Origin of the sequence: Vibrio sp. FF145 (assembly GCF_041439075.1) — a bacterium.
Lineage (GTDB): Bacteria > Pseudomonadota > Gammaproteobacteria > Enterobacterales > Vibrionaceae > Vibrio > Vibrio tasmaniensis_A.
In genome coordinates this window covers 1-20,642 of sequence record NZ_JBGONH010000069.1, presented here as the reverse complement: position 1 = coordinate 20,642, position 20,642 = coordinate 1, and the positions used below count along the sequence as shown (strand labels likewise).

Sequence of the window (20,642 nt, the reverse complement as noted above, 5' to 3'; positions counted from 1 at the left end):
TCACTTACTACCGTTTTTGTTTTAAGTTCCCGCTAATCCGCGATGAACCAAAAAAGAGCCCGAAGGCCCTTTGGTTCACTGCTTTTTCTCTTATTATTCTTTGGCTAAGCGCTCTCTATACAAACGCTATAATTAGCGACGTAACAGCGCTCTCTGAATCGCCTAAGCGTCGCTGTCCATGCAGTTAGCGTAATAAGTTACCGTTGCAGGCCAATCGCTGAATACGCCCATCACACCAACATCTTGTGCCAACACATCAAGCATTTTCATCATATCGCCATCATTGTTGATGCCATCTTTCACGCTCTTGTAATACCAACCACCGCCTTGCGCTAGCGGGCCAGAACGTTCCAGTGTCCATGCGATAATGTCGAGGTCTGCATCCTTAGCCAGTTTCGCGTAGTTAGACGCCACTAATTCGTTGTTCTTATCAAGTTCAACCAAAGCAAACAGAGGTGGTGCGATGATATTCACGCCCGCATCGTGTAGCTCCTTCATGTTTTCAACAGACGCGACAAAGTCCGCTTGCTCATAGACACGATCGTCAAGGTAAACGGCTTGCTTACCGAACTTAGGTGTCTCATTGACCCAATACTTAACATCATCCAAGTTGAATGACTGTAGGTAAGTCTCTGAAGGCTCAAAGCCCGCCTCTTTCAGTTCATCCACCAGCTTCTGCGCGTACATCTCTTGGCTAAAGCCATTGAAAGGCATTTCAACCGCCGCCGATTTCAGCTCAGGAGTCACCTTCACGCCGTGCTCTTTAAACAATGCCGCACTTTCGGCGTGTGTCATCAGTGTGCCACTTTGGCTGTAAAGATCGGTTCTCCAACCAGGAGTGCCATTCATGTACTCTTCGACCGTGGTTGCTTTTGGATTCGCACCATCCATTTTCCCTTTCAGAGTCTTAAACTCCGCTAGCGTGAAATCAGAGGTACGACACTCAACCTGGGCATCTTCGCCTGTCGCTGGGTTAGCCGGCGTGAACGGTGTTGAACACTTCTTAGCGAGATCGGGATGCGCCAAAACATCGGTTGTGGTGTGCAGATCACTTTGAGAGTGACGACATACCAACGCCTTGTCTTTAGTGAAAGTCACATCACATTCCACGACACCCGCGCCCATTTGAATCGCGGCTAAGTAGGATTCCTTGGTGTGCTCAGGAAACTGCATCGCAGCTCCGCGATGTCCAATAGAAAAATCACTACGATGAAAAGGTCCTTCACTGCAACTCAACAGTTTGGTTTTCAAAGGGCTCTCATCCATATTGTTCACTAAAAAGAGGGGACGAGGACCTAAGTCGGCTGATTCTACTGCGGCCCATGCCGTCATCGAGCTCACACCGAGTATCAGAGCAATCGAACCTTTCAGTATTTGCTTCATGTTTGTATCTCCTTGCAACAAGCAATTATTTTTCTAACTTCCTTTATTCGATCATTCGGTGTTGGATAGCTGTCATATATAGATAGCTGTCATATATATTTTGACTTAGCACCGAATAACCTCATGTGAACGTATGCCACAATGTAGTAATTGCATGCATTATGCCAAATGTTAAAGCCCTTTTATTACAATCACTTGAAACGGTTAACCATTCGACTAAAAGTTAATTGGGTCATTGTTGTCTTGTGCTTTTATTAAGCGAATGGATGAACCAGTTAGGCCTTGAAGCTCTCTTTATCCAATTGGTGTTTCTTCATTTTTCGATAAAGCGTTTTGCGTGGCAGGTTCAGCTTGCTTGAGACCTCATTGATATTGCCAGCGCTTTCAATAAGCGCCTCAGTCAGAACATTCCTTTCGTACTGTTCCATCTGTTTTTCAAAGGCGAAATCTTCTCCGGACGATTCACAAATCGGCGATTGAAGATCGAAACCATCACCAACAATACCAAGTACAAATCGGTCTGCGACATTGCGTAATTCACGCACGTTACCCGGCCATTCGTGTCGACATAGCTGCTGTATTTGTTCAGGGTAAATCGTTGACGGACGCGTCTTGTATTTATGACTCGCTTGAATCACAAAATGGCGGAATAACACCTGAATGTCTTCTTTGCGTTGACGCAATGCGGGAAGGTTTAAGCTAGCAATATTGAGGCGATAGAAGAGATCGGCTCTGAACTCCCCCGTTTCACTCAAGCTCGCAAGATCAGCTTTGCTGGCGGCTACCACCACAATATCGACCGGGATTAACTCGTTACCACCAACGCGCTCAATCATTCTTTCTTGAATGACGCGCAACAGTTTAATTTGCACCGCAATTGGCATGCTTTCGATTTCATCAAGGAACAGAGTTCCGCCATTGGCTTGTTCTATTTTTCCAATGCGCTTCTTGTTGGCATTGGTAAACGAACCCGCTTCATGGCCAAACAACTCACTCTCAATAATGCTTTCTGTCATGCCGCCACAGTTAATCGCAACAAAGGGCTTCGCCTTACGATGGCTAAATTGATGCAACGCGCGAGCAATCACCTCTTTGCCCGTTCCTGTTTCGCCGTTGATGATGGTATCAACACCAGTATGAGACAGGGCAAGCACTTGCTTACGTATCGTATCCATAGCTTTTGATTGGCCAATAACCACCGTTTCAATCGGTAACTCCGTTTCCTCATCGCCGCCTATAATTGCTGGGCAGTTGTGCTGAGATTGTGCCAACGCTAAGTCGAGCTTCTCTACCAGCTCACTGGCATTAAGTGGCTTTTCTAAAAAGTCGAAAGCCCCTAGCTTCATTGCCTCTATCGCCATGGGAATATCTCCATGGCCACTCATCAACAATACAGGGACGTTAGCGGCTCTATGTTGAATTGAACTCAGTAACGTAAGCCCATCCACCTGTGGCATTCGTACATCACACAATACAACCGACTGGCTGTTTGCTTTGAGCGATTTAAGGCCAAGGTTAGGGTCGGTAAAAGTGGTAACGCTAAACCCTTCTAGCTCCAACATCTCGCTCACGGCTTCAACAACATCGATTTCATCATCGATAAGAACTATGTGTTTTTCTGCAGTCATGAGGCTATGCCTTTTGGTAGAGTGACGATAAAAGTAGTGCCTTGATGTTCAACTGATTCCACGTGAATCGAGCCGCCAAAGTCTTTTATGATGTTGTATGCGATAGACAAACCGAGCCCAAGCCCCTTACCTGTTGTCTTGCGGGTATAAAATGGGTCAAACAGATGCGGAATATCCTCTTCAGGTATCCCTAACCCGTTGTCCATCACCAAAATCTGAATGGTATTCGAATGCTCTTGAGTAGAGATGCTGAGCTCTGGTTGCTCTCTGTGTTCGATGGCATCCAGAGCATTACTGATCAAATTCACCAGTACCTGTTCTAAGCGAATGTTGTTAGCTCGAACCATCTGGTCGCTTTGGGGGGAATACTGAATCGAGACCGTGCTCTGTCTGGTTTCAAACAGGTCAATCGCATCACCAATCACCTTATTCAATTCAACGTTATCAATCTTGCCATCACTCTTACGTGAGAAGGCCTTTAGGTGACGAGTAATCGCAGCCACTTTATCTAACAAGACCTCGATTTTTTTCAGATTCTCTTCTGCCCTGTCAGGCCTTTGCTTGCCTAACCATAATTGAGCACTTCTAACGTGACTGTTTACTGCGGTCAGAGGTTGATTGATCTCGTGCGTGATCCCAACACTGAGTTGCCCCAATGCAGCCAGTTTTCCTGCTTGGATTAGCTCGTCTTGAGTCACTCGTAGTTTGGCTTCGGCTAAGGTGCGTTCTTCAACCTCTGCCTCTAATTTTCGATTGGTTTGCTTAACGACTTTGGCCGTGGTCTGGAATACCTTTAGGTACTTGGCCATTTGCGTCACTTCGTCTTTGCCACGAATGGACACTTCGGTATCTAGATGACCGGTAGAAATCGCGAACATGTTGTCTTTGAGCTGTAAAAGCCTTTCTAAAATGCTCTTACGTACGTAGAACCACGAAATGGCAGCGGCAGCCAACACGCTAAACAGAGAAAGAAAAAGAGAGAGTTGTTGGTTCGATTGTAAAGACAACTGCGCCTGCTGAATCGACAGGTCAATATTGCTATTCACCTTGCTGGTGTTGCTTTCGATCTGCACGGTTAACTGATTCAAATGTTCACGGCTGTTTTGCAGGAAATATTGCTCTTGATAGAGATGATCGAGCGCTTTGTTTTTGAGTCCATACAAGCTGCTATCACTTGAGGCAAGGTTATAGATCACCGTGAGTTGATGATCTAATTCAGGAAAATCACTTCTTAAATCACCACTGACCCAGAGCTTCCACCACTCTTCACCTACCTGTTCCAAACGGTAACTGGTGTAATCCAACTCATTAAAGCTTGAGTCGTTATACAGCTTCTCTACCAAGCCTAATTGGTAATAAAGCAGAGACTTCAACTGGGTATATTGGATTTGATCTTTGGCTGACTCAGGCAAACTGTCGAGTGAATCACTGGCTTGCTGCAATAGAGGATAAAAGCCTTCAAGCAAGTTACGAAGTTCTTGATTGAGTTGTTCTGACTCAATCTCACTTTGATATAACAGGCTCAGACTATTATTAACTTGGGCGATAAGGTCTTTAAAATAGGCGTGATAATCAGGGAATTGAACCATAACGCTATTCATCACTGAAATGGCCTCTTCAATTTTAAGCATCGCCTGCTTACGTTCTAAATTAGATTCAGCGTCACTGAGCTGAGATGAGGTCGTGATAATCACACGCACCATGTCATTGAGGCGTGCAGCGTTATCTAAGGCGGGGATTTCACTCTCTTTTAATTCGACAAGGCGTTGGTTTAAATCGTCAAAGGTGAAGCTCGATACAACTGACAGAAAGATGGTGGTCATCGATAACATAGCCAATGCCAACACCAAGCGCAGTTCAATGCCTTTCCAACCAAACCACTTGCGACGCGGGATTTTGATCGAAAACGGGCGTTCAAAACTGTCTTTGTTTTCTATCACCTCGGAGACATGACTACTCACTCGCTCCACCTTCTCTCATCATAAAATCAACAGGATCCGTCAATGATTCAATCAGTTAGGTGGTTTACCTATTTAATCTTACATCTAATAGCTTTAGTAAAACTATTAAACGAAGAGTAATCATTAACATTTCACATAAGATATCATAACAATTATTTTATAAAGCTTGCATGGTCTGTTTTGCGATAATAGAAAGTGACCTCACCGACAGAAACGTGATTACTTTATCAATCCCTGTCGAAGGACATTTTAGTTTGAGCACTTCCAATAACGTCTGATCATTTATCATAGAGATTGATCGTATTGGGCTTATCATTCGCAAAACGGTCTTGAATCTAAACTTTCAGACAAATTAGCAATAATGGAAAATCATTGAGTCTCGCAGTGTAGGACACTACCTATGTCGAAATAGGATGGATGTATAAATAATGCAGAACAACCATGTCAGGTTAGAGAAGGTAGTGAGGTATTTAGAATCTCACCTTGATCAGCCTATGGTAATAGAAGAGCTATTATCAAAATTTTACTTCTCTAAATACCATTTTCATCACTTGTTCCGAGCCTATTATGGCGAGGGGGTATATGCGATGCGTAAGCGCCTGCTTTTAGAGAGGGCTGCTCGAAGTGTAGTTTATGGGGTTGAGAGCATGACTGAGATTGCTTTTTCTTGTGGCTATGAAAACCAAGCTTCTTTTAATAAGGCGATACGAAAGCAGTTCTCTTGTACACCATCATATATTCGTCATCAAAAAACAGTTCCTGCCTTTAAAAGGCAACAACTCACTAGTTTTGAGGACATAAAGATGAATATAAACGTTGTCGATTGCAAGTCTACGGAAGTCCTGTATTCCAGAGGTAGTGGCAAATACAGTGATGCTGCTGCAACCGCATGGGGGCAACTGATGCCATTTGTTTATTCTAATCGCTTAATTCAACCCGAGACAATAATGATAGGAATAAGCCATGACGACCCAAATATTACCCATGTAGATAATATACGCTACGACGCATGTGCAACGATCGTTACTGAAATGGAATTACCTGAAGGTATCGATCGCAAGACAATTTTGGGTGGCAAATATGCCAAGGCCTTGCACAAAGGTACTTACGAGAAACTCTCTGAAGCTTACAGCTATTTACTCTTAGAATGGCTACCAGACAGTGGGTTTGAACTGCGAGACCAACCATGCTTTGAGGTGTACCTGAATCGAGACCCAAGACGAACTAAACCTGAGAATTTGAAAACCGAAATCTATATTCCGATTAAGTAACTGAGAGAGCTTCCCTTGAGTCAGTTACGGCTGGCTCATTTTTGCCCCATTGTTGGTTAGACCTTTTACTCATTGACATCCTGTTTGTGGGCTTTTCCCCTATAAAAAGTTATCAATTCTTCCAATGCTGTTTGTTGTAAATCCCCGTGTTGTATTACGGGGGTAAATTCGACCTAACTATTAGCTATCGATTAACCTAATTAACGGACTACATGTAATAGGTCAATTTGAATTACGAGCTAAATCTATATGATTACATTGAGCTATTTATTGCTAACAATTGGGTTGAATGGCATTCTAAAGGTAGGATCATTGAGAAAGAAAAACGATGGAAATTACACCTATTTGTTACGCTGTTCGATGCTATTTAGAGCTCTACTATTTGACAAAGATACGCCCTGCTCCTGGCTGTTTATCTAACATCCTGACTCACTATTCAAATAAGGTCGGAGTAAATCAGTTTGTTGAATCGCAATTACAAAGAGGCTCACAATCAAAAGGGATAGTTTCGCGAAACAGTACGGTTATCATGAAAAACTGTAAAATAATAAACTGTGGTACAGCCGTAGAAATGGATTCAGCTTCCTCTGTCGATATGGATGGCCTTGCAGTCACAGATTGTAATATGGGGATTAAAGTAAATTGTTACGCTAATGAGGAAATAGCAATGCCACTTAATTTGAAAAATAGCACGTTTAAAGGTGTAGGTACCGTTGTTAGGGCACCAGAACAAATGATGGTTGATGTGGACAATTGTGATTTTGAAGATATTAAAATTGGCTTCGATTTCTACATTCCGGACGCGCACCTATCAAATTTAGGGTTGCCAGAAAATACTCCTCAAGAATTATTACTTGAAGTAGCGAAAATTGTACGCAGCCATACAACTGAAGATCGTCTAACTGTAGTAGATAAAATCTCTCAATCGGGTTTAATCAAATGGCTTAACATTACTTCTGGTATTGTTACTGTAGGAACTCCTATCATTGCAAATTTAATGACTTATTTTTCTTAATTTAATTCGTGATTTTGAAAAAAAATAGGCTCCATATGGAGCCTATTTCTATCCTTTCATTTTTGTGAGAACCCTTGCGACTCTAATCAAATACGTAGAAGTTTTGATTTCAATTTCTGACTGTATCTCTAGTAGTGCAATCCCTGCTAAAATTTGTTGCGGTCTCACCACTTGACCTGTTGGTAGTTCCATCTTGTCGTACAACATTTTGAACTGCTCCCACTCTTCACAGACACTGAATTCCAGACCTTTTGCCATTATCATAAGCCTTTGCATTCGGGGGGAATGGGGTTTCCCTTATCCCAACCTGTGACGGTTCTAACAGATTTAAAACACAGTTCGGCGACCTCTTCCTTGGTCATTTGGCACTCTAACTCTCGAAAAATGTAATTCTTACTCATTTCGCAACACTTTAATGATAAACCCTATAAATACAACGGGTTGTATCAATTATATAAGATGTGTACTATTAAACATAATGAGATAAAGTGCGCACTGTACAAAGGCGTATTAATTGGCAAACTTACATTATAAAAAGTTATGCATGAATCACTAATATTAGAATTCCTGAAGCTCATTTATGTCCAAAAGTTCGCGTGCCTACCTATAACCTGCATCATCAATACTGAACGCTAACTCACCTTAAAGAATGATCATCCCATCTCGATAAGTCAGTGCTGGCGAAACATCTTGCCCGAGTAACACAGGGCCATCGAGGTCGACAATCTCAGATTGAACCGCAATAGGCAGCGCCGCTCGCATCGCCAATGAGGTGCCTAGCATACAACCAGACATCAGAGTAAAGCCGAGCCTTTGAGCTTCATCTGCAAGAACTAATGCTTCAGTCAAACCACCGGTTTTATCGAGCTTGATGTTGACCATTTCATACTTGCCTAACAAAGATGAAAGTTGCGAAGTGGTATGACAGCTTTCATCAGCACACAGTGGGATCGGGTGATTGATGTGTGCCAATGACGCATCATGTTGTTGCGGCAAAGGTTGCTCGATCATCGCTATATCAAACTCAGTAAGTTGATTGAACAACTCTTCGAGATTCAATCCTGTCCATGCTTCATTCGCATCCAATACAATTTGAACATCTGCCGCGGCTTCTCGTACCGCGCGAACACGCTCTATCACTTGCTCTCCATCAAGCTTCACTTTTAAGAGTTTCGCTCCATTTGCGACATAGTCTCGAGCCTGAGTCGCCATCGCTTCTGGTGTGCCAATCGAGACTGTCATTGCAGTAACGATTTGAGCAGGTAGCTCAAACAAGCTATTTGGAAACATCTGGCCGTTCTGCTGCGCTTCGAAATCCCAAAGCGCACAATCGACCGCATTTCGCGCTGCCCCTCCGGTCAATAAAGACTGAAGATGATCTCTTAGCTCTGCCGGATCGGTAACGCCTCGTGCAAACATAGCTTCAAGTGCGCTAGACGCTTGTTGGATTTGCGCTAACACAGACTCCGATGACTCGCCGTATCGTGGGTAAGGGGTGCACTCTCCCTGAGCTTGTTTGCCACCATGTTCAATGTAAACACGAACAACGTGACACTCAGTTCGGCTGCCACGAGAGATGCGAAAAGGCGTTTGCATCGCGATAGTAATGGGTTCTGCTGTAATCTTCATAATTTCACTCGGTTGATGTTCGCTTTAACAAATGGAAACGTAGAAATGATGAAATCGTTAAAGTGAATGTCGCAAATGATCAGTAATATTTTGTACACCAAAACGTACTGGGTCCGTCACGGGTACTTGATAAAGTGTGGTCCATTCTTGGCACAATGTCTCAGCGTCTTCAATGCTGATTGCCGACGTGTTCAAGCAGATGCCAACCAATTTTACATCTGGATTCGTCAATCGCGCGGCTTGCAAGTTAGCTTCGATCGTCTGTTCAATCGTTGGTAATTGCGCATGAGGAAGGTTACGAATATGTGGTCGCCCTACTTCGTGACACAGCACCAAAGCATCCGCTTGTGCGCCATGTAAAAGACCCAAACTCACGCCTGCAAACGAAGGGTTGAATAAAGAACCTTGCCCTTCAATGATGTCCCAATCGTGGTCGGTAAAATCAGGGCTAATCGCTTCAACCGCGCCAGAAATAAAATCCGCAACCACAGCATCAATCGAAATACCGCTGCCTTCAATCAAGATACCCGTCTGCCCTGTCGCTTTGAACTGAGCGGATGTACCTGACTCTTTAAGGGACTTTTCAATCGCCAACGCCGAGAACATTTTTCCTACTGAGCAATCGGTTCCGACCGTAAGCAGGCGCTTACCTTGACGAGGCTTACCGTTACCAACATTAAGAACACCGTCAAAATGACGTACATCATGAAGCTTAGTCAATCCTTGTTGTCGCATGTCAGCAAGCGGTGAAAATTCACTCAGTCGTTGGTGCATGCCAGATGCAATCTCAAATCCCATTTCTGCAGCTTCCATTATGGTTGGCTGCCAAAAGTCAGGAATAACACCACCTGGGTTTGCTGTGCCAATCACTAGCGTTTTCGCGCCCTGTGCTTGCGCCTCTTGTAAGGTCATATCCGTTAAACCAAGTGAAACGGTAACGTCTGTTAAACGAAGCTGACCTAGGCAAATTTCTGGTCGCCATTGATGAATACCGCGAGCTGTTTTTGCGGCAAGTGGGTCAGTAACGTCCCCAAGAAAAAGAAGGTAAGGTTGAGCGATAGACATGAGTATTCCTAATTAATAAATCCTTGTATGGGTTTACTTTAATTAAGAACTTAGAAGCTGCCGAATACCTATTTATGACGAGCCTATAACCTTAAGTTATAGGGTGAGTGTGGCTCTTCAATGAAACGATAAATTGCTTAACGGAAATCGACTGAGGGGTGTGCTCTGCGCAAAGCATCGAGACCGAAAATTGGATATCCGGCTGCAGTGAAAGCACACAAACCGAGTCGTCATTTTGATATTGCTCTGCCGTCCACGGATCGACAATCGCAAAGCCTGCTTGGTGCTTCACCAATTCCGCCGCCGCGCTATATCCACGCACAGATATCGGATGGTGATAATGCTCATCTCGCGCAATAAGGCTTTGATGTAACAGGAGGCCTAATGGATCGCGGCTATCAAGCCCGATGATTGGCAAGGGATAATTGATCAGATCATCAAGGGTTAATTCCGTCGGTAACTGTTCAACTGTGTGGGAAGGAACCAGAACCTTGAGTGATTCAGTTAAGAGTGTTTCACTTAATATGGCAGGCGGTGTTTCGTCCCCAAATGCGATAGCAATATCAAGCTCATGCTTTAACAGCCCAGCACACAGTTCATCACGGTTTGCAGTCAGCAACTCAAAAGAGAGCTCTTGTTCGCGAGACATTTGGGCTATTACCGGTGTCAGCAATTTGGTCGCCAGTATCGGCGGCGCACCAATACGTAAATGCTGATGTCCTTGCTTAACCTTATTCGTCAAAGAACGAAATTGACCTAACTGCTGATACACCTTTTCCGCTTCAGGCAGCAAGGTTCTCGCTTCAACCGTAGGCACCAACCGACCTTTCACTCGCTCAAACAATCCAAAACCAAGTTGCTGCTCTGTGTGTGCCAGAATACGAGTCACATTAGGTTGTGACACATGCAGATTACGCGCAGCCCCAGATACGGTTCCGGTTTGCATAATGGCGTAAAAGACTTCCAACTGTCTTAGGTTCACATTGATGTCCTTATGGTTCGCGAAACAAATCTAGGGGTTGGCTTTTCTTGTATTAGCTAAGCTGTTTATCGGTCTAGCTGTTTAATTAGCTGTCTGTCTATTTATCTACTTGGCTATTTGGCTATTTGCGTGAGTTTATTTTAGTAACTCAGCTATCGTAGGTTGAAGAACCTCAGCCCAAGCTTGGTAAGCCTTCGCATTCAAATGCAAGTCATCACATGAGTATTCATTCGATAAAAGCTTGTTAGGTGACAATACAGAATTCACATCTAAGAACGCAATGCCTTGCTGAGAACAGTACTCGCTTATTTTGCTATTAAGCAGCTCCACCGATGGGTTCAAACCTTGCAGTTTAGAGCCAACATAAAGCGTTGATTGCACCAATATACGAATATCGTTTTCTTGCCACACTTCAAGCATATCAATGTAGTTCCGGTAGATATGTTCGACATCATTACCCTGAGCCAAATCGTTTATCCCTGCCATAAAGCACACCAGCTTTGGCTTCACATTCAACGTGGTATCAATACGGCGCAACATGCCAGTTGTGGTGTCACCCGCTAAGCCACGGTTGACCATCGAAACATCGCGAAAGATATCCGCCCAAGGTGCCCATTCGGTGATCGAATCACCAAACATCACTAGGTCTGCATTTGGGGAAAAATGGCGGTGATTGTCCGATGTCATGATGTAACGACTCATACTGTGGCCTCGTTGCTGAATCTCAGACTGAAGAGCAACTGCCTTGAGGATATCACTATCTGGCGTGGCGCTATCGAATTGAGCCAGCAACCCTTCGATGTGAGGCTTAAAAGGGCTAAGACGAGTGCTCAGTTGGTGGTGTTCTTTAAGGGAAGATAACCTCTCTAGTAATGCATACAGAGAGCGGTTTTGACCAACTTCTTGGAATAACTGATAGAGATCGAGGACAGGGTGTTGCTGCAGCGCGGCAAGTAATTGCTTGTCTTCCATGGTGTTATCTAACCCTTCAATTATCTAATGATGAACCCAAGATAATATCCGATTGCTTACGGGATAGATAACATTAGAAACAGAGAATGACTTAATCTCTACAAGGCTGGTTACATACCGCATAAAAATATCTTCCGGTACAAATCTCGTTCCGACTCAAAAATCAGCACTTCATCATAATATGTATAAGAAATTAGCCACATATTGTGACCTCAGTCTCTCAGCCTACCGTCTACTCCTATTGCCACTATTTAACGGAGGATTTATAGAATATCAGGATGGTGAATAATAGGTTAAATCATAATAATAAGGACCTTTACGTGAAACTTTCTCTATCCAATACCGCGTTGGCCGTTACCGCCATCCTACTTGCAGGTTGCCAATCTGCACCTGAATCAGTTCAAGAACCAACAGCATACCAATGCCAAACGAATACCAATGCCGACGTGAATGACTTGAGGATCTATCAAGTGATGGTCGAAAGCTTTGTCAGTGGCGATGACTCAATTGGTCATGGGACAGGCTACGGAACTAGTCACCATAACGGAGACATCCAAGGTATTATCGACTCACTTGATTACATTGAATCTCTTGGCATGAACGGCATTTGGCTAACCCCAATCTTTAATTCAGAGCCTATCGAAAACCAAGACCATTGGGCTGATAGACTGGATGCTACCGGTTATTTTGCCACCGATTATTTCAATATCGATCCGAGATTCGGCACGATGGAAGAAGCTAAAACCTTAGTTGAAGAAGCTCATGCTCGAGGGCTTTATGTCTTCTTTGATGGCGTATTTGGCCACCACAAAAAAAACGTAGTGCCGTCACCAACAGGTAAGCTGCCCCAAGGAGAGGATAATCCAGTCTCATATCCTGAGAGCCTAGCCTTCTATCAAGAAGTAGCCGAGTATTGGATCAAAGAGCTCAAAATTGATGGTTGGCGCTTAGATCAAGCTTATCAAGTGCCAAAAGAAGCTTGGAGTCAAATCAGAGAAACGGTAGACACCGCTTCTTCTCAAGTCGAATACGTAAACAGCGAAGGTAAAACCGTGAACCCTCTGGGTTATATGGTCGCGGAAATTTGGGCAGGTGAGAACCGCATTATTGAAACAGGCTACGGTTCAAATGAAGCACCGGCCTTATGTTCTGCGTTTGATTTCCCTATGCGCTACCGCCTGACGGAAACCTTTGCTGTAAACGAAGCTGGCGTGGGGAACAAAGGTGGAGAGTGGCTTGCAGAAGGCATGTCTTTACATTCGTTATACCCAGACCACGCAAAGCCAAATTTAATGATCGGTAACCATGACCTTGTGCGCTTTGGTGACTTATTACAGCGCGGTGATATCGCTTCTCCACAAGACAAAGAGTATTGGCAGCGCTATAAAGCGGCATTTTCATTCCAAGCAGCTTATACCGGCCCAATAACCACCTACTATGGGGACGAAATAGGCGATCAACTAGAAGGTTTTGCAGACAAAGTATGGACTGATGACTGTGCCATTAATGGTCTGTGTGATGATCACGTAGCCCGTACTAGCGGTAAAGTAGAAGGTGTCACAGCCCAACTCAATGCGCACGAAAAAGACTTAAAGCAATACGTGACAAACTTGATGAAACTGAGAGAAGCGCACCCCGCTCTATCACAAGGTAAACGTACAAACCTGATGGCCAATGATGTCGCCTATGTCGATCACAAAGCCTATGAAGGCGATGCTGTTGTCTACGCAGTGAACGTTACCAACAAAGAACAAACCATAAAACTAACCAAAGAAAAAGTCGGCTCCATAGCTGATCTGACGGATATTGAATCCAAGCAATCGATCTCAGCTATTGATGGCCACTACTCTATCGTTCTAAGCCCATTTGAAGCTCGTTTCTTGTCGATAACACAGCCAAGTGAAAAAGGGCCAATTGCGGCGATACTAGCGACAGGAAATGAAGTTGGACAAGGCTTCATGGCTCAATGTGACAATCCAACAATAAAAGCTGAAGGCCCTATTTCGAGCCCGCTTTATGTGGTTGGCAATTTTGCTGATTCAGGTTGGAAACACGTGGGTCAACGAGAGTTTGAATATAAAGGTGACAACACTTACCAAGTCGTCACCACTGAAAAACCGGGCAGTTATCGCATGCAATATGCATCCAAGGCTTGGTCACCTCAGTTCACAGCGGATGGGCTTAACCTAAAGTTAGGACAGCTTAACTCGTTAATTAAAGGTGGTTACGGTCAAGATACCGCTATCACTATTCGTAATGCTGGGCAGTATGTATGGAGCTTACAATTCGATGATGCGGGGCAACCATTAAAAATTATGGCTTCCAAATGTGCTGAATAGCCAAACCTAAGATCCGAGATCAACCAAGTAAAAACCCCTGATTCCTACGAATAAGGGGTTTTCTTTAATCTGCATTGGATATTAAGAGACCAGACACGATTAGAACGATATCTACCCCTGCTTCACTTGCAGGTGATTACGGTTATCGCGGCTTTTCTTGATCAGCTCGTTGCTCTCGTCCATTTCATCTGACTTAGCAAGGCGATCATAAAGTAGCACATTCACTGTTGCTGCTAGATTCATGCAACCAACAGTTGGTACATAAACAACATGGTCAGCTCGGTCAGCGACATCTTGAGAAATAGAACCATCTTCAGGGCCAAAGATATAGATAGCGTTCTCTGGGTGTTTAAAACGTGGCAGTGGTGTTGCACCTTCAGCCAACTCCACACATACGATCTTAGTTTCTGAATTAAGGTTATCTAAAAACGACTCGACACCATTAAGCGGGATAGTACGCGTTGCACTCTTGGTATCGGTGTGAAATTTTGCAGCCTTGTCGTAGCGTTGCCCTGTGTATTTAACTTCGTCGACTTGGTAGCAACCCGCCGCACGCATAACCGCGCCAACGTTTGTCGGGCTCTTTGGGTTAGTTAAACCAATAGTCACATGGCTTTTGTTCATGAATCTTTCTCACTTAACGAATAGACATAGCAGGGTGCTACAAAGCGTCGCATTCTACCAAAGCAGCGCCAAATTCAAAAGCATCGAAACGAACGGCTCTTTTTACAGATAAGTACTTAGTTGCACCACCTCTCACTTCAAAACCTAACCGCCATCATATTTATCAAACAAAAAGGTTTTAGGATAACAATTCAACAACAAGTCCGTTTACATTTCGAAACCACATTAATAATGTGTTGAAAATTGCCTGAGACAATCACATAGGAAGTGCTAATGACCCTCACCATCAAAAACCGCCTTTATATTCTCTCTTTTATCCCTTTGCTACTAATGGCAATTGGGATGATGAGCGTGACGTATATGAAGAGCACTGAGCTAACCGCACAACAAGTAGAATCGACGCGTAGCAATATGATGGCGATGAAAGAAAAGGAACTCAAAGCGTACCTGCAAATGGCTCAGTCTTCGATATCTCCTTTCTTAGAAAAAGGTGCCACGCTTGAAGAAGCATTACCCACATTAAAAACTCTAGAATATGGTGAATCTGGTTATATTTTTGGCTACAGCTCTAAGGGTGTAAGAATCGTCATCGGACAAGGTACCGATGGCATTGGTAAAAATTACTACGACCTTCAAGACAAACAAGGCAATTACCTAATCCAAGACCTGATTAAGAACTCAAAAATTGGGGAATTCACCACTTACTACTTTCCTAAGCCAGGTCAATCCATTGCGTTACCAAAACTCAGCTATTCAATCTTTATTCCACAATGGGATTTAATGCTTGGAACTGGGTTTTATACTGACGATATTGACGCCGTGATCAGCGACATGAAAGAGAGCTCGAATGCTGCACTACAAAGCTCACTGACTGCCATTGCAATTTTCTGTGGCTTGATTGCCTTAGTGGTAGCGGTTTTCGCTGTTGCAGTGAACCGTACCATCATGCAACCACTCGAGCAATTTGACCGTTCAATCAGTGCCTTTGCCAGTGGTGAGGCCGACCTAACGGCTCGAATGGAAACCTTCAAAGCGCCTGAGTTCGCCAAACTTAGTGAGAACTTTAATGCCTTTGTTGCTAGCCTACAGACCATCATTCGTAGCGTGAGCGATGTGGGTCAGCAAGTTGTATCAGAAACGAGCAGCATGTCTTCTCGCGCAGCTCAGGTCGACGAGATAGCGACAGGTCAACGTGAAGAGACAGAACAAGTAGCAACGGCGATGACCGAGATGACGACAACAGCGCAAGAGATCTCAAGCAACGCAAGCCAAGCGGCTGACTCAGCTAAACTTGCAGAGAACAATGCAAAAGAAGCTCAGCAAATTGTCAACGCTGCTGCTGGGTCCGTAGCAGACCTTGCAAGTGAAGTATCAGAAGCAAACACTGTGGTATCTCGCCTTGAAGGAGATGTACAGAACATTTCATCTTCACTGACTGTCATTCAAGACATCGCGGAACAGACCAACCTATTAGCACTAAATGCCGCGATTGAAGCCGCGCGAGCTGGTGATCAAGGCCGAGGTTTTGCGGTAGTTGCGGATGAAGTTCGTAAGCTTGCAAGCCGCACACAAGAGAGCACGGGCGACATTCACAAAATGATCCAACAGCTAAAATCCGCTTCAGATGCCGCGGTGAAAGCAATGGATTCGAGCCAAAGCAGAAGTGCTCAAACGGTAGAAGAAGCAAATGCAGCAGCTGCAGCACTTGCTAAAATTCAAGATTCGATTGATACCATCATGGACATGAACTCACTAATTGCGACGGCGACTGAACAACAGAATATTGTTGGCCAAGAGATATCTCAACGCATTGTTGTGATTTCAGACCAAAGTTCTCAATCGGCATCGCTAGCAAACCAAAACCGTACAGGTAGCCAAAACCTAAACAGCCGAGCAAACGAGTTGTACCACTTGGTTGATCGCTTCACGGTTTAATGTTTAATGCTTAATGCTTAATGCTTAATGCTTAATGCTTAATGCTTAATGCTTAATGCTTAGCAAGTAAAAGCTATAGAACATCAATAAAAATGGGCTTCAGAATCTTTGTTCTGAAGCCCATTTTCTTGTCCATTGTGTCTTGCCAGATAGAACTAGTCTAATTGCTCAGACAAGAAGTCGACTAACAAGCGAACCTTTGAAGACAAATTACGGTTCTGTGGGTAAAGCGCCCAAATCCCCTCTTTATCGTCTCGGTAATCAGATAACACCTCAACCAATTCGCCAGACTCAAGATCTTCACTCACGTAATATTCTGGCAGCTGCACTAGGCCAATGCTCTGTTTCGCTGCGTCTTGTAAGGCTAAGCCACTGTTACATTTAATGCGTCCATTAACCCGAACTGAGCGAGGTCGCCCATTTTCTTTAAAACGCCAATGCTCAAAGCCGCCGACTAAACATTGATGATTGCTCAACTCAGAGAGCGTATGCGGTTCACCGTAACGTTCAATGTATTCAGGGCTGGCGCACACGTAGAGTTGGCGTTGAGACAACTTCTTTGCCACAAGGCTCGAATCTTCTAAGCGACCAAGACGAATAGCGACATCGACACCCGAATCAATAAGGTCGAGCTTTTGATTGGTCAACATCAGCTCAAGTTCGACTTGTGGGTGGAGCTTTAAAAACTGATGAAGTATCGGGGCGAGTTGACGCTCACCATAAGTCACAGGTGCTGTTACTTTCAGCAAACCTTTCGGCGTGGATTGCATCTGCGTGACGGCTAACTCAGCAATTTCTAAACCCTCGACCAACAACTTACATTGCTGATAATAGAGTTGCCCAGCCTCTGTTAGAGAAACCTTACGAGTCGTTCGATTGAGTAGTTTTACTGCGAGGCGTTCCTCGAGATTTGCCACTCTACGACTGATTTGAGCCACTGACGTAGCGAGTTTCTGTGCGGCACCAGTAAAGCTTTCGCGCTCTGCCACTGCAACAAACTCACTTACCCCTTCCCAATTGGCCATGCCTCTACCCTATTTTGAACTATGGTTACCCATACAGTGTATTGAAGATATAGATCAGTGTCACCTAGCTTAATATACGCCGTGCACATACAAATGCCTTCATTGAAGCTAATATCGCATTCCCCACAAGGCTCCAACCGACCTATTCAACAAAGTTCGAACCGACCTCGTATTACAAATACTGTTATCAAAAAATACTCGCACCAAAAAAGAAAGCCCGCACTCATTGAGTACGGGCCTTATTATTGTCTATTACAGATGCGTGAGGGTTAAAACTAGAAACGATTAGCCACTCACTTTTGCCTGTTCAGTCTCAAAGATTACACTTCAAACTGAGAAACTAGGCTATCAAGTGCTTCACACTGTTCTGCTAGTGAGATGCATGCGTTCTCTGCATTGTTTGCCATCTCAACCATTTTCATGGTGCTTTCCGCGATACGTTGAACATTCTGGTTCACTTCTTCAGACACCTGAGACTGCTGAGAAGCCGCTGTTGCGATTTGCGTATTCATCTCATTCATCTTGCCGATTGAGTTACGAATCTCGCTCAATGATGAAGCTGCAGTGCCCGCTTGAACAATGGTTTTCTCGCCACTTGCCTTGCTTTCTGTCATCACGCCAACGGCATGTTTAGCGCCAACTTCTAAGCGTTCAATCATTGATTGGATTTCACCCGTACTGTCTTGAGTTTTGCTCGCAAGCGCACGGACCTCATCAGCAACTACCGCAAAACCACGACCTTGCTCACCAGCACGCGCTGCTTCAATCGCCGCATTCAATGCCAATAGATTGGTTTGCTCTGCAATGCCTTTGATCACGCCAAGAATAGAAGCAATGTTCTTCACATCAGTATCCAATTCCTGAACCACACCACCTGCATTCTCGATATCTTGCGCAAGGCGTTCAATTGAAGTTACGGTTAAGCCCAAAGTGCTGTCTGCTGATTCCACTTCATTGTTCGCAACGTTACTTGCGGTTGCCGCATCTAACGCGTTACCACTTACCGTTTCACTGGTCGCTTGCATTTCATGAACGGCAGCCGCGACTACTTCACTTTCTTTCTGTTGATTCGAAGAAAATTCAGCCACATTCTGCGTTATTGATTTGATGTTTTCCATCTCTGCACGTACGGCATTTGATGTCAGAATCACTTGTTCAACAGTGGTATGTATCTTACTAACAAACTTGTTAAACGCTGAACTTAAGCGAGCAATCTCGTCAGAACCTTCAACTTTCATTCGCTGAGCCAAGTTACCGTCACCCGATGCGATTTCATTCATCGCTTTCTCTACGCTCTGAATCGGCTGAACGATAAAACGGTTCGATAACCACATCGAAAACAAAGCCGCAAGTACCGCCACGGCCATACCTACTTCGATGATCAGCTTACTTTCTTCAATCGAGTCATTAGCTTGCTGGCGAAGCTCTTTTTGTTTGACTGCAATCAGCTCTCTAATATAGCCGAGTTGATCGTGAATGATCGAAAACTCAGCGTCTAACGCTGGCGAGTAATCGAGGTTATATTGAAGAGCATTGGCAGGGTCTGCAAACATTGGCTCATGCAGCGCTACCCACTTTTTCATCGCCTTAACCAATTTTGCTAGCTCGTCTTGAGAAGATGAGTCTAAGACACCTGCTGTATATAGGGTTTGAACACTTTCAAAGCGTGGGACGGCTTTGTAAGCGTTGTCTTTGAATTCGAATTGTTGATATTCAATTGCCTTTTGATCTTTCGCCAGCAACAGACCTTGGGCAGATGCAATGACTTGATAGATATCTCGATACCCATCTTCTAGGTTGTCGAGAACCGGTTGAACCACATTATTGAGCTCATGGTTAATCGCTGCTTGCGCGTTAGATTTAATCACGTTAAGCACAGTAACAGTTGAGAAAACAATCACGATAACCATTAGAGGGATCGCAATTTTACTCTTAATAGAAAGGTTTTTGATATTCATAGAGGGTTTATAACCACACATTAAATAGGGACGCGCGCATAATATACAGTATCGATAAAAAAGCCAGCTATAGTTTTGTGAATCTCATCGCATATAAAACTAGACGATGAAAACGAGTGCTTCGCATTTAACCAGACGTCAACCTGAAAAAGTTAAAGTGGACAATATTGAATTTATTTACCTTAGACATGTTCTATTACTGGAGAAGTCATCGAAATAACACCATAATATAGGGCTCTAAAATAAGTAGGTAAGAACATGAAAATTTGTGGTGTTGAAATCAAAGGTAACGATGCAGTCATCTGTCTTCTATCTCTATCAGACGGTGTATTTAACATTCCTGATTGCCGAGTTTCTAAAGTTGCTATTAGTGACGCAAACGACACACAGAATATGAAAGATTTTCAATTTTCTTTTGCAAAGTTAATGGAAGATTACCAAGTAGAAAAAGTGGTAATTCGTCAACGCCAAACTAAAGGCAAATTTGCTGGCGGTGGCTTCGGCTTCAAACTAGAAGCGGCAATTCAGTTGATCGACGGCCTAGACGTAACCGTTGTATCTCCGAATGAAATCAAAGAAAGCCTTAAGCGCAACCCTCTTATGATGAAGTTCAAAGAAACAGGCCTTAAGCAGTACCAAGAAGCACCGTTTACCACGGCTTACGCTTGTTTAATGCAGCGCTAATCAATAGTCGCTAGCCAATATTGATACAGAAAGAGCCTGAATATTCAGGCTCTTTCTGTTTCTAGCAATCTATTTCAAGTCGAGTTATACCAATCACAGTAAGTAAGTGATCAAAAATAGCGTAGGAAAAAAGCTTGAGAACAAGGCAGAATTTTTCGATAAGTAGTTATT

Annotated in this window: 15 protein-coding genes and 1 pseudogene; 5 read left to right on the top strand and 11 right to left on the bottom strand. The window is 43.9% G+C overall.

Annotated features, from left to right (window positions below):
• Positions 1-162: 162 nt before the first annotated feature.
• The 3 genes from ACED42_RS19735 to ACED42_RS19725 all read right to left on the bottom strand — a co-directional run bounded on the left by ACED42_RS19735 (position 163) and on the right by ACED42_RS19725 (position 4,981).
• Positions 163-1,383 (bottom strand): glycerophosphodiester phosphodiesterase family protein, encoded by a 1,221-nt coding sequence (locus tag ACED42_RS19735; protein ID WP_371703854.1) that lies wholly within the window; start codon positions 1,381-1,383, stop codon positions 163-165.
• Between the two features lie 275 nt (positions 1,384-1,658).
• Positions 1,659-3,011, bottom strand: coding sequence for a sigma-54 dependent transcriptional regulator (locus ACED42_RS19730; protein WP_017103526.1), 1,353 nt, complete (start codon positions 3,009-3,011; stop codon positions 1,659-1,661).
• Entirely contained in the window at positions 3,008-4,981 is a 1,974-nt protein-coding gene (locus tag ACED42_RS19725) for an ATP-binding protein (protein ID WP_371703852.1), read from the bottom strand. Before ACED42_RS19725 ends, ACED42_RS19730 begins: the two co-directional genes overlap by 4 nt.
• Positions 4,982-5,400: 419 nt before the next feature.
• Here ACED42_RS19725 and ACED42_RS19720 point away from each other — a divergent pair, with 419 nt between their 5' ends.
• Together ACED42_RS19720 and ACED42_RS19715 are read left to right on the top strand one after the other, a co-directional pair.
• Complete coding sequence (locus ACED42_RS19720) at positions 5,401-6,243, top strand: GyrI-like domain-containing protein (RefSeq protein WP_371703850.1); 843 nt, start codon at positions 5,401-5,403, stop codon at positions 6,241-6,243.
• Positions 6,244-6,571: 328 nt separating this feature from the next.
• Positions 6,572-7,258 carry a hypothetical protein gene (locus ACED42_RS19715; protein ID WP_135442498.1) on the top strand — a complete coding sequence of 229 codons (687 nt, stop codon included), beginning with the start codon at positions 6,572-6,574 and terminating at the stop codon, positions 7,256-7,258.
• Between the two features lie 48 nt (positions 7,259-7,306).
• Here ACED42_RS19715 and ACED42_RS19710 read toward each other — a convergent pair.
• The 5 genes and pseudogenes from ACED42_RS19710 to ACED42_RS19690 all read right to left on the bottom strand — a co-directional run bounded on the left by ACED42_RS19710 (position 7,307) and on the right by ACED42_RS19690 (position 11,906).
• Positions 7,307-7,620 (bottom strand): annotated as a pseudogene (locus tag ACED42_RS19710) (regulator).
• 280 nt (positions 7,621-7,900) lie between these two features.
• Positions 7,901-8,887 carry an N-acetyl-D-Glu racemase DgcA gene (dgcA, locus tag ACED42_RS19705; protein WP_371703849.1) on the bottom strand — a complete coding sequence of 329 codons (987 nt, stop codon included), beginning with the start codon at positions 8,885-8,887 and terminating at the stop codon, positions 7,901-7,903.
• A gap of 57 nt (positions 8,888-8,944) precedes the next feature.
• Positions 8,945-9,952 carry an N-acetyltransferase DgcN gene (dgcN, locus tag ACED42_RS19700; RefSeq protein WP_371703848.1) on the bottom strand — a complete coding sequence of 336 codons (1,008 nt, stop codon included), beginning with the start codon at positions 9,950-9,952 and terminating at the stop codon, positions 8,945-8,947.
• A gap of 91 nt (positions 9,953-10,043) precedes the next feature.
• The gene (locus tag ACED42_RS19695) at positions 10,044-10,934 is read right to left on the bottom strand and encodes a LysR family transcriptional regulator (RefSeq protein WP_371703847.1); all 891 of its coding nucleotides are present in this window, start codon (positions 10,932-10,934) and stop codon (positions 10,044-10,046) included.
• A gap of 135 nt (positions 10,935-11,069) precedes the next feature.
• On the bottom strand, positions 11,070-11,906 hold the full coding sequence (locus ACED42_RS19690) for an SGNH/GDSL hydrolase family protein (protein ID WP_371703845.1): 837 nt from the start codon (positions 11,904-11,906) through the stop codon (positions 11,070-11,072).
• 278 nt (positions 11,907-12,184) lie between these two features.
• On the opposite strand from ACED42_RS19690, the gene ACED42_RS19685 reads away from it, so the two are divergent.
• On the top strand, positions 12,185-14,245 hold the full coding sequence (locus ACED42_RS19685; RefSeq protein WP_371703844.1) for an alpha-amylase family glycosyl hydrolase: 2,061 nt from the start codon (positions 12,185-12,187) through the stop codon (positions 14,243-14,245).
• Between the two features lie 111 nt (positions 14,246-14,356).
• On the opposite strand, the gene ACED42_RS19680 is transcribed toward ACED42_RS19685, so the two are convergent.
• A complete protein-coding gene (locus ACED42_RS19680) occupies positions 14,357-14,869 on the bottom strand; it encodes an RNA methyltransferase (protein WP_086051325.1) in 513 nt (170 codons plus the stop codon).
• Positions 14,870-15,142: 273 nt separating this feature from the next.
• Between ACED42_RS19680 and ACED42_RS19675 the strand changes: the two genes are divergently transcribed.
• Positions 15,143-16,804 (top strand): methyl-accepting chemotaxis protein, encoded by a 1,662-nt coding sequence (locus ACED42_RS19675; RefSeq protein WP_017097657.1) that lies wholly within the window; start codon positions 15,143-15,145, stop codon positions 16,802-16,804.
• A gap of 155 nt (positions 16,805-16,959) precedes the next feature.
• Here ACED42_RS19675 and ACED42_RS19670 read toward each other — a convergent pair whose 3' ends face one another.
• Together ACED42_RS19670 and ACED42_RS19665 are read right to left on the bottom strand one after the other, a co-directional pair.
• Positions 16,960-17,829, bottom strand: coding sequence for a LysR family transcriptional regulator (locus ACED42_RS19670; protein WP_009846245.1), 870 nt, complete (start codon positions 17,827-17,829; stop codon positions 16,960-16,962).
• Between the two features lie 320 nt (positions 17,830-18,149).
• Positions 18,150-19,787, bottom strand: coding sequence for a methyl-accepting chemotaxis protein (locus tag ACED42_RS19665; RefSeq protein ID WP_102582891.1), 1,638 nt, complete (start codon positions 19,785-19,787; stop codon positions 18,150-18,152).
• Between the two features lie 258 nt (positions 19,788-20,045).
• On the opposite strand from ACED42_RS19665, the gene ACED42_RS19660 reads away from it, so the two are divergent.
• Positions 20,046-20,471, top strand: a complete 426-nt coding sequence (locus ACED42_RS19660; RefSeq protein WP_009846243.1) for a DUF3010 family protein — start codon at positions 20,046-20,048, stop codon at positions 20,469-20,471.
• The last annotated feature ends 171 nt before the right edge of the window (positions 20,472-20,642 follow it).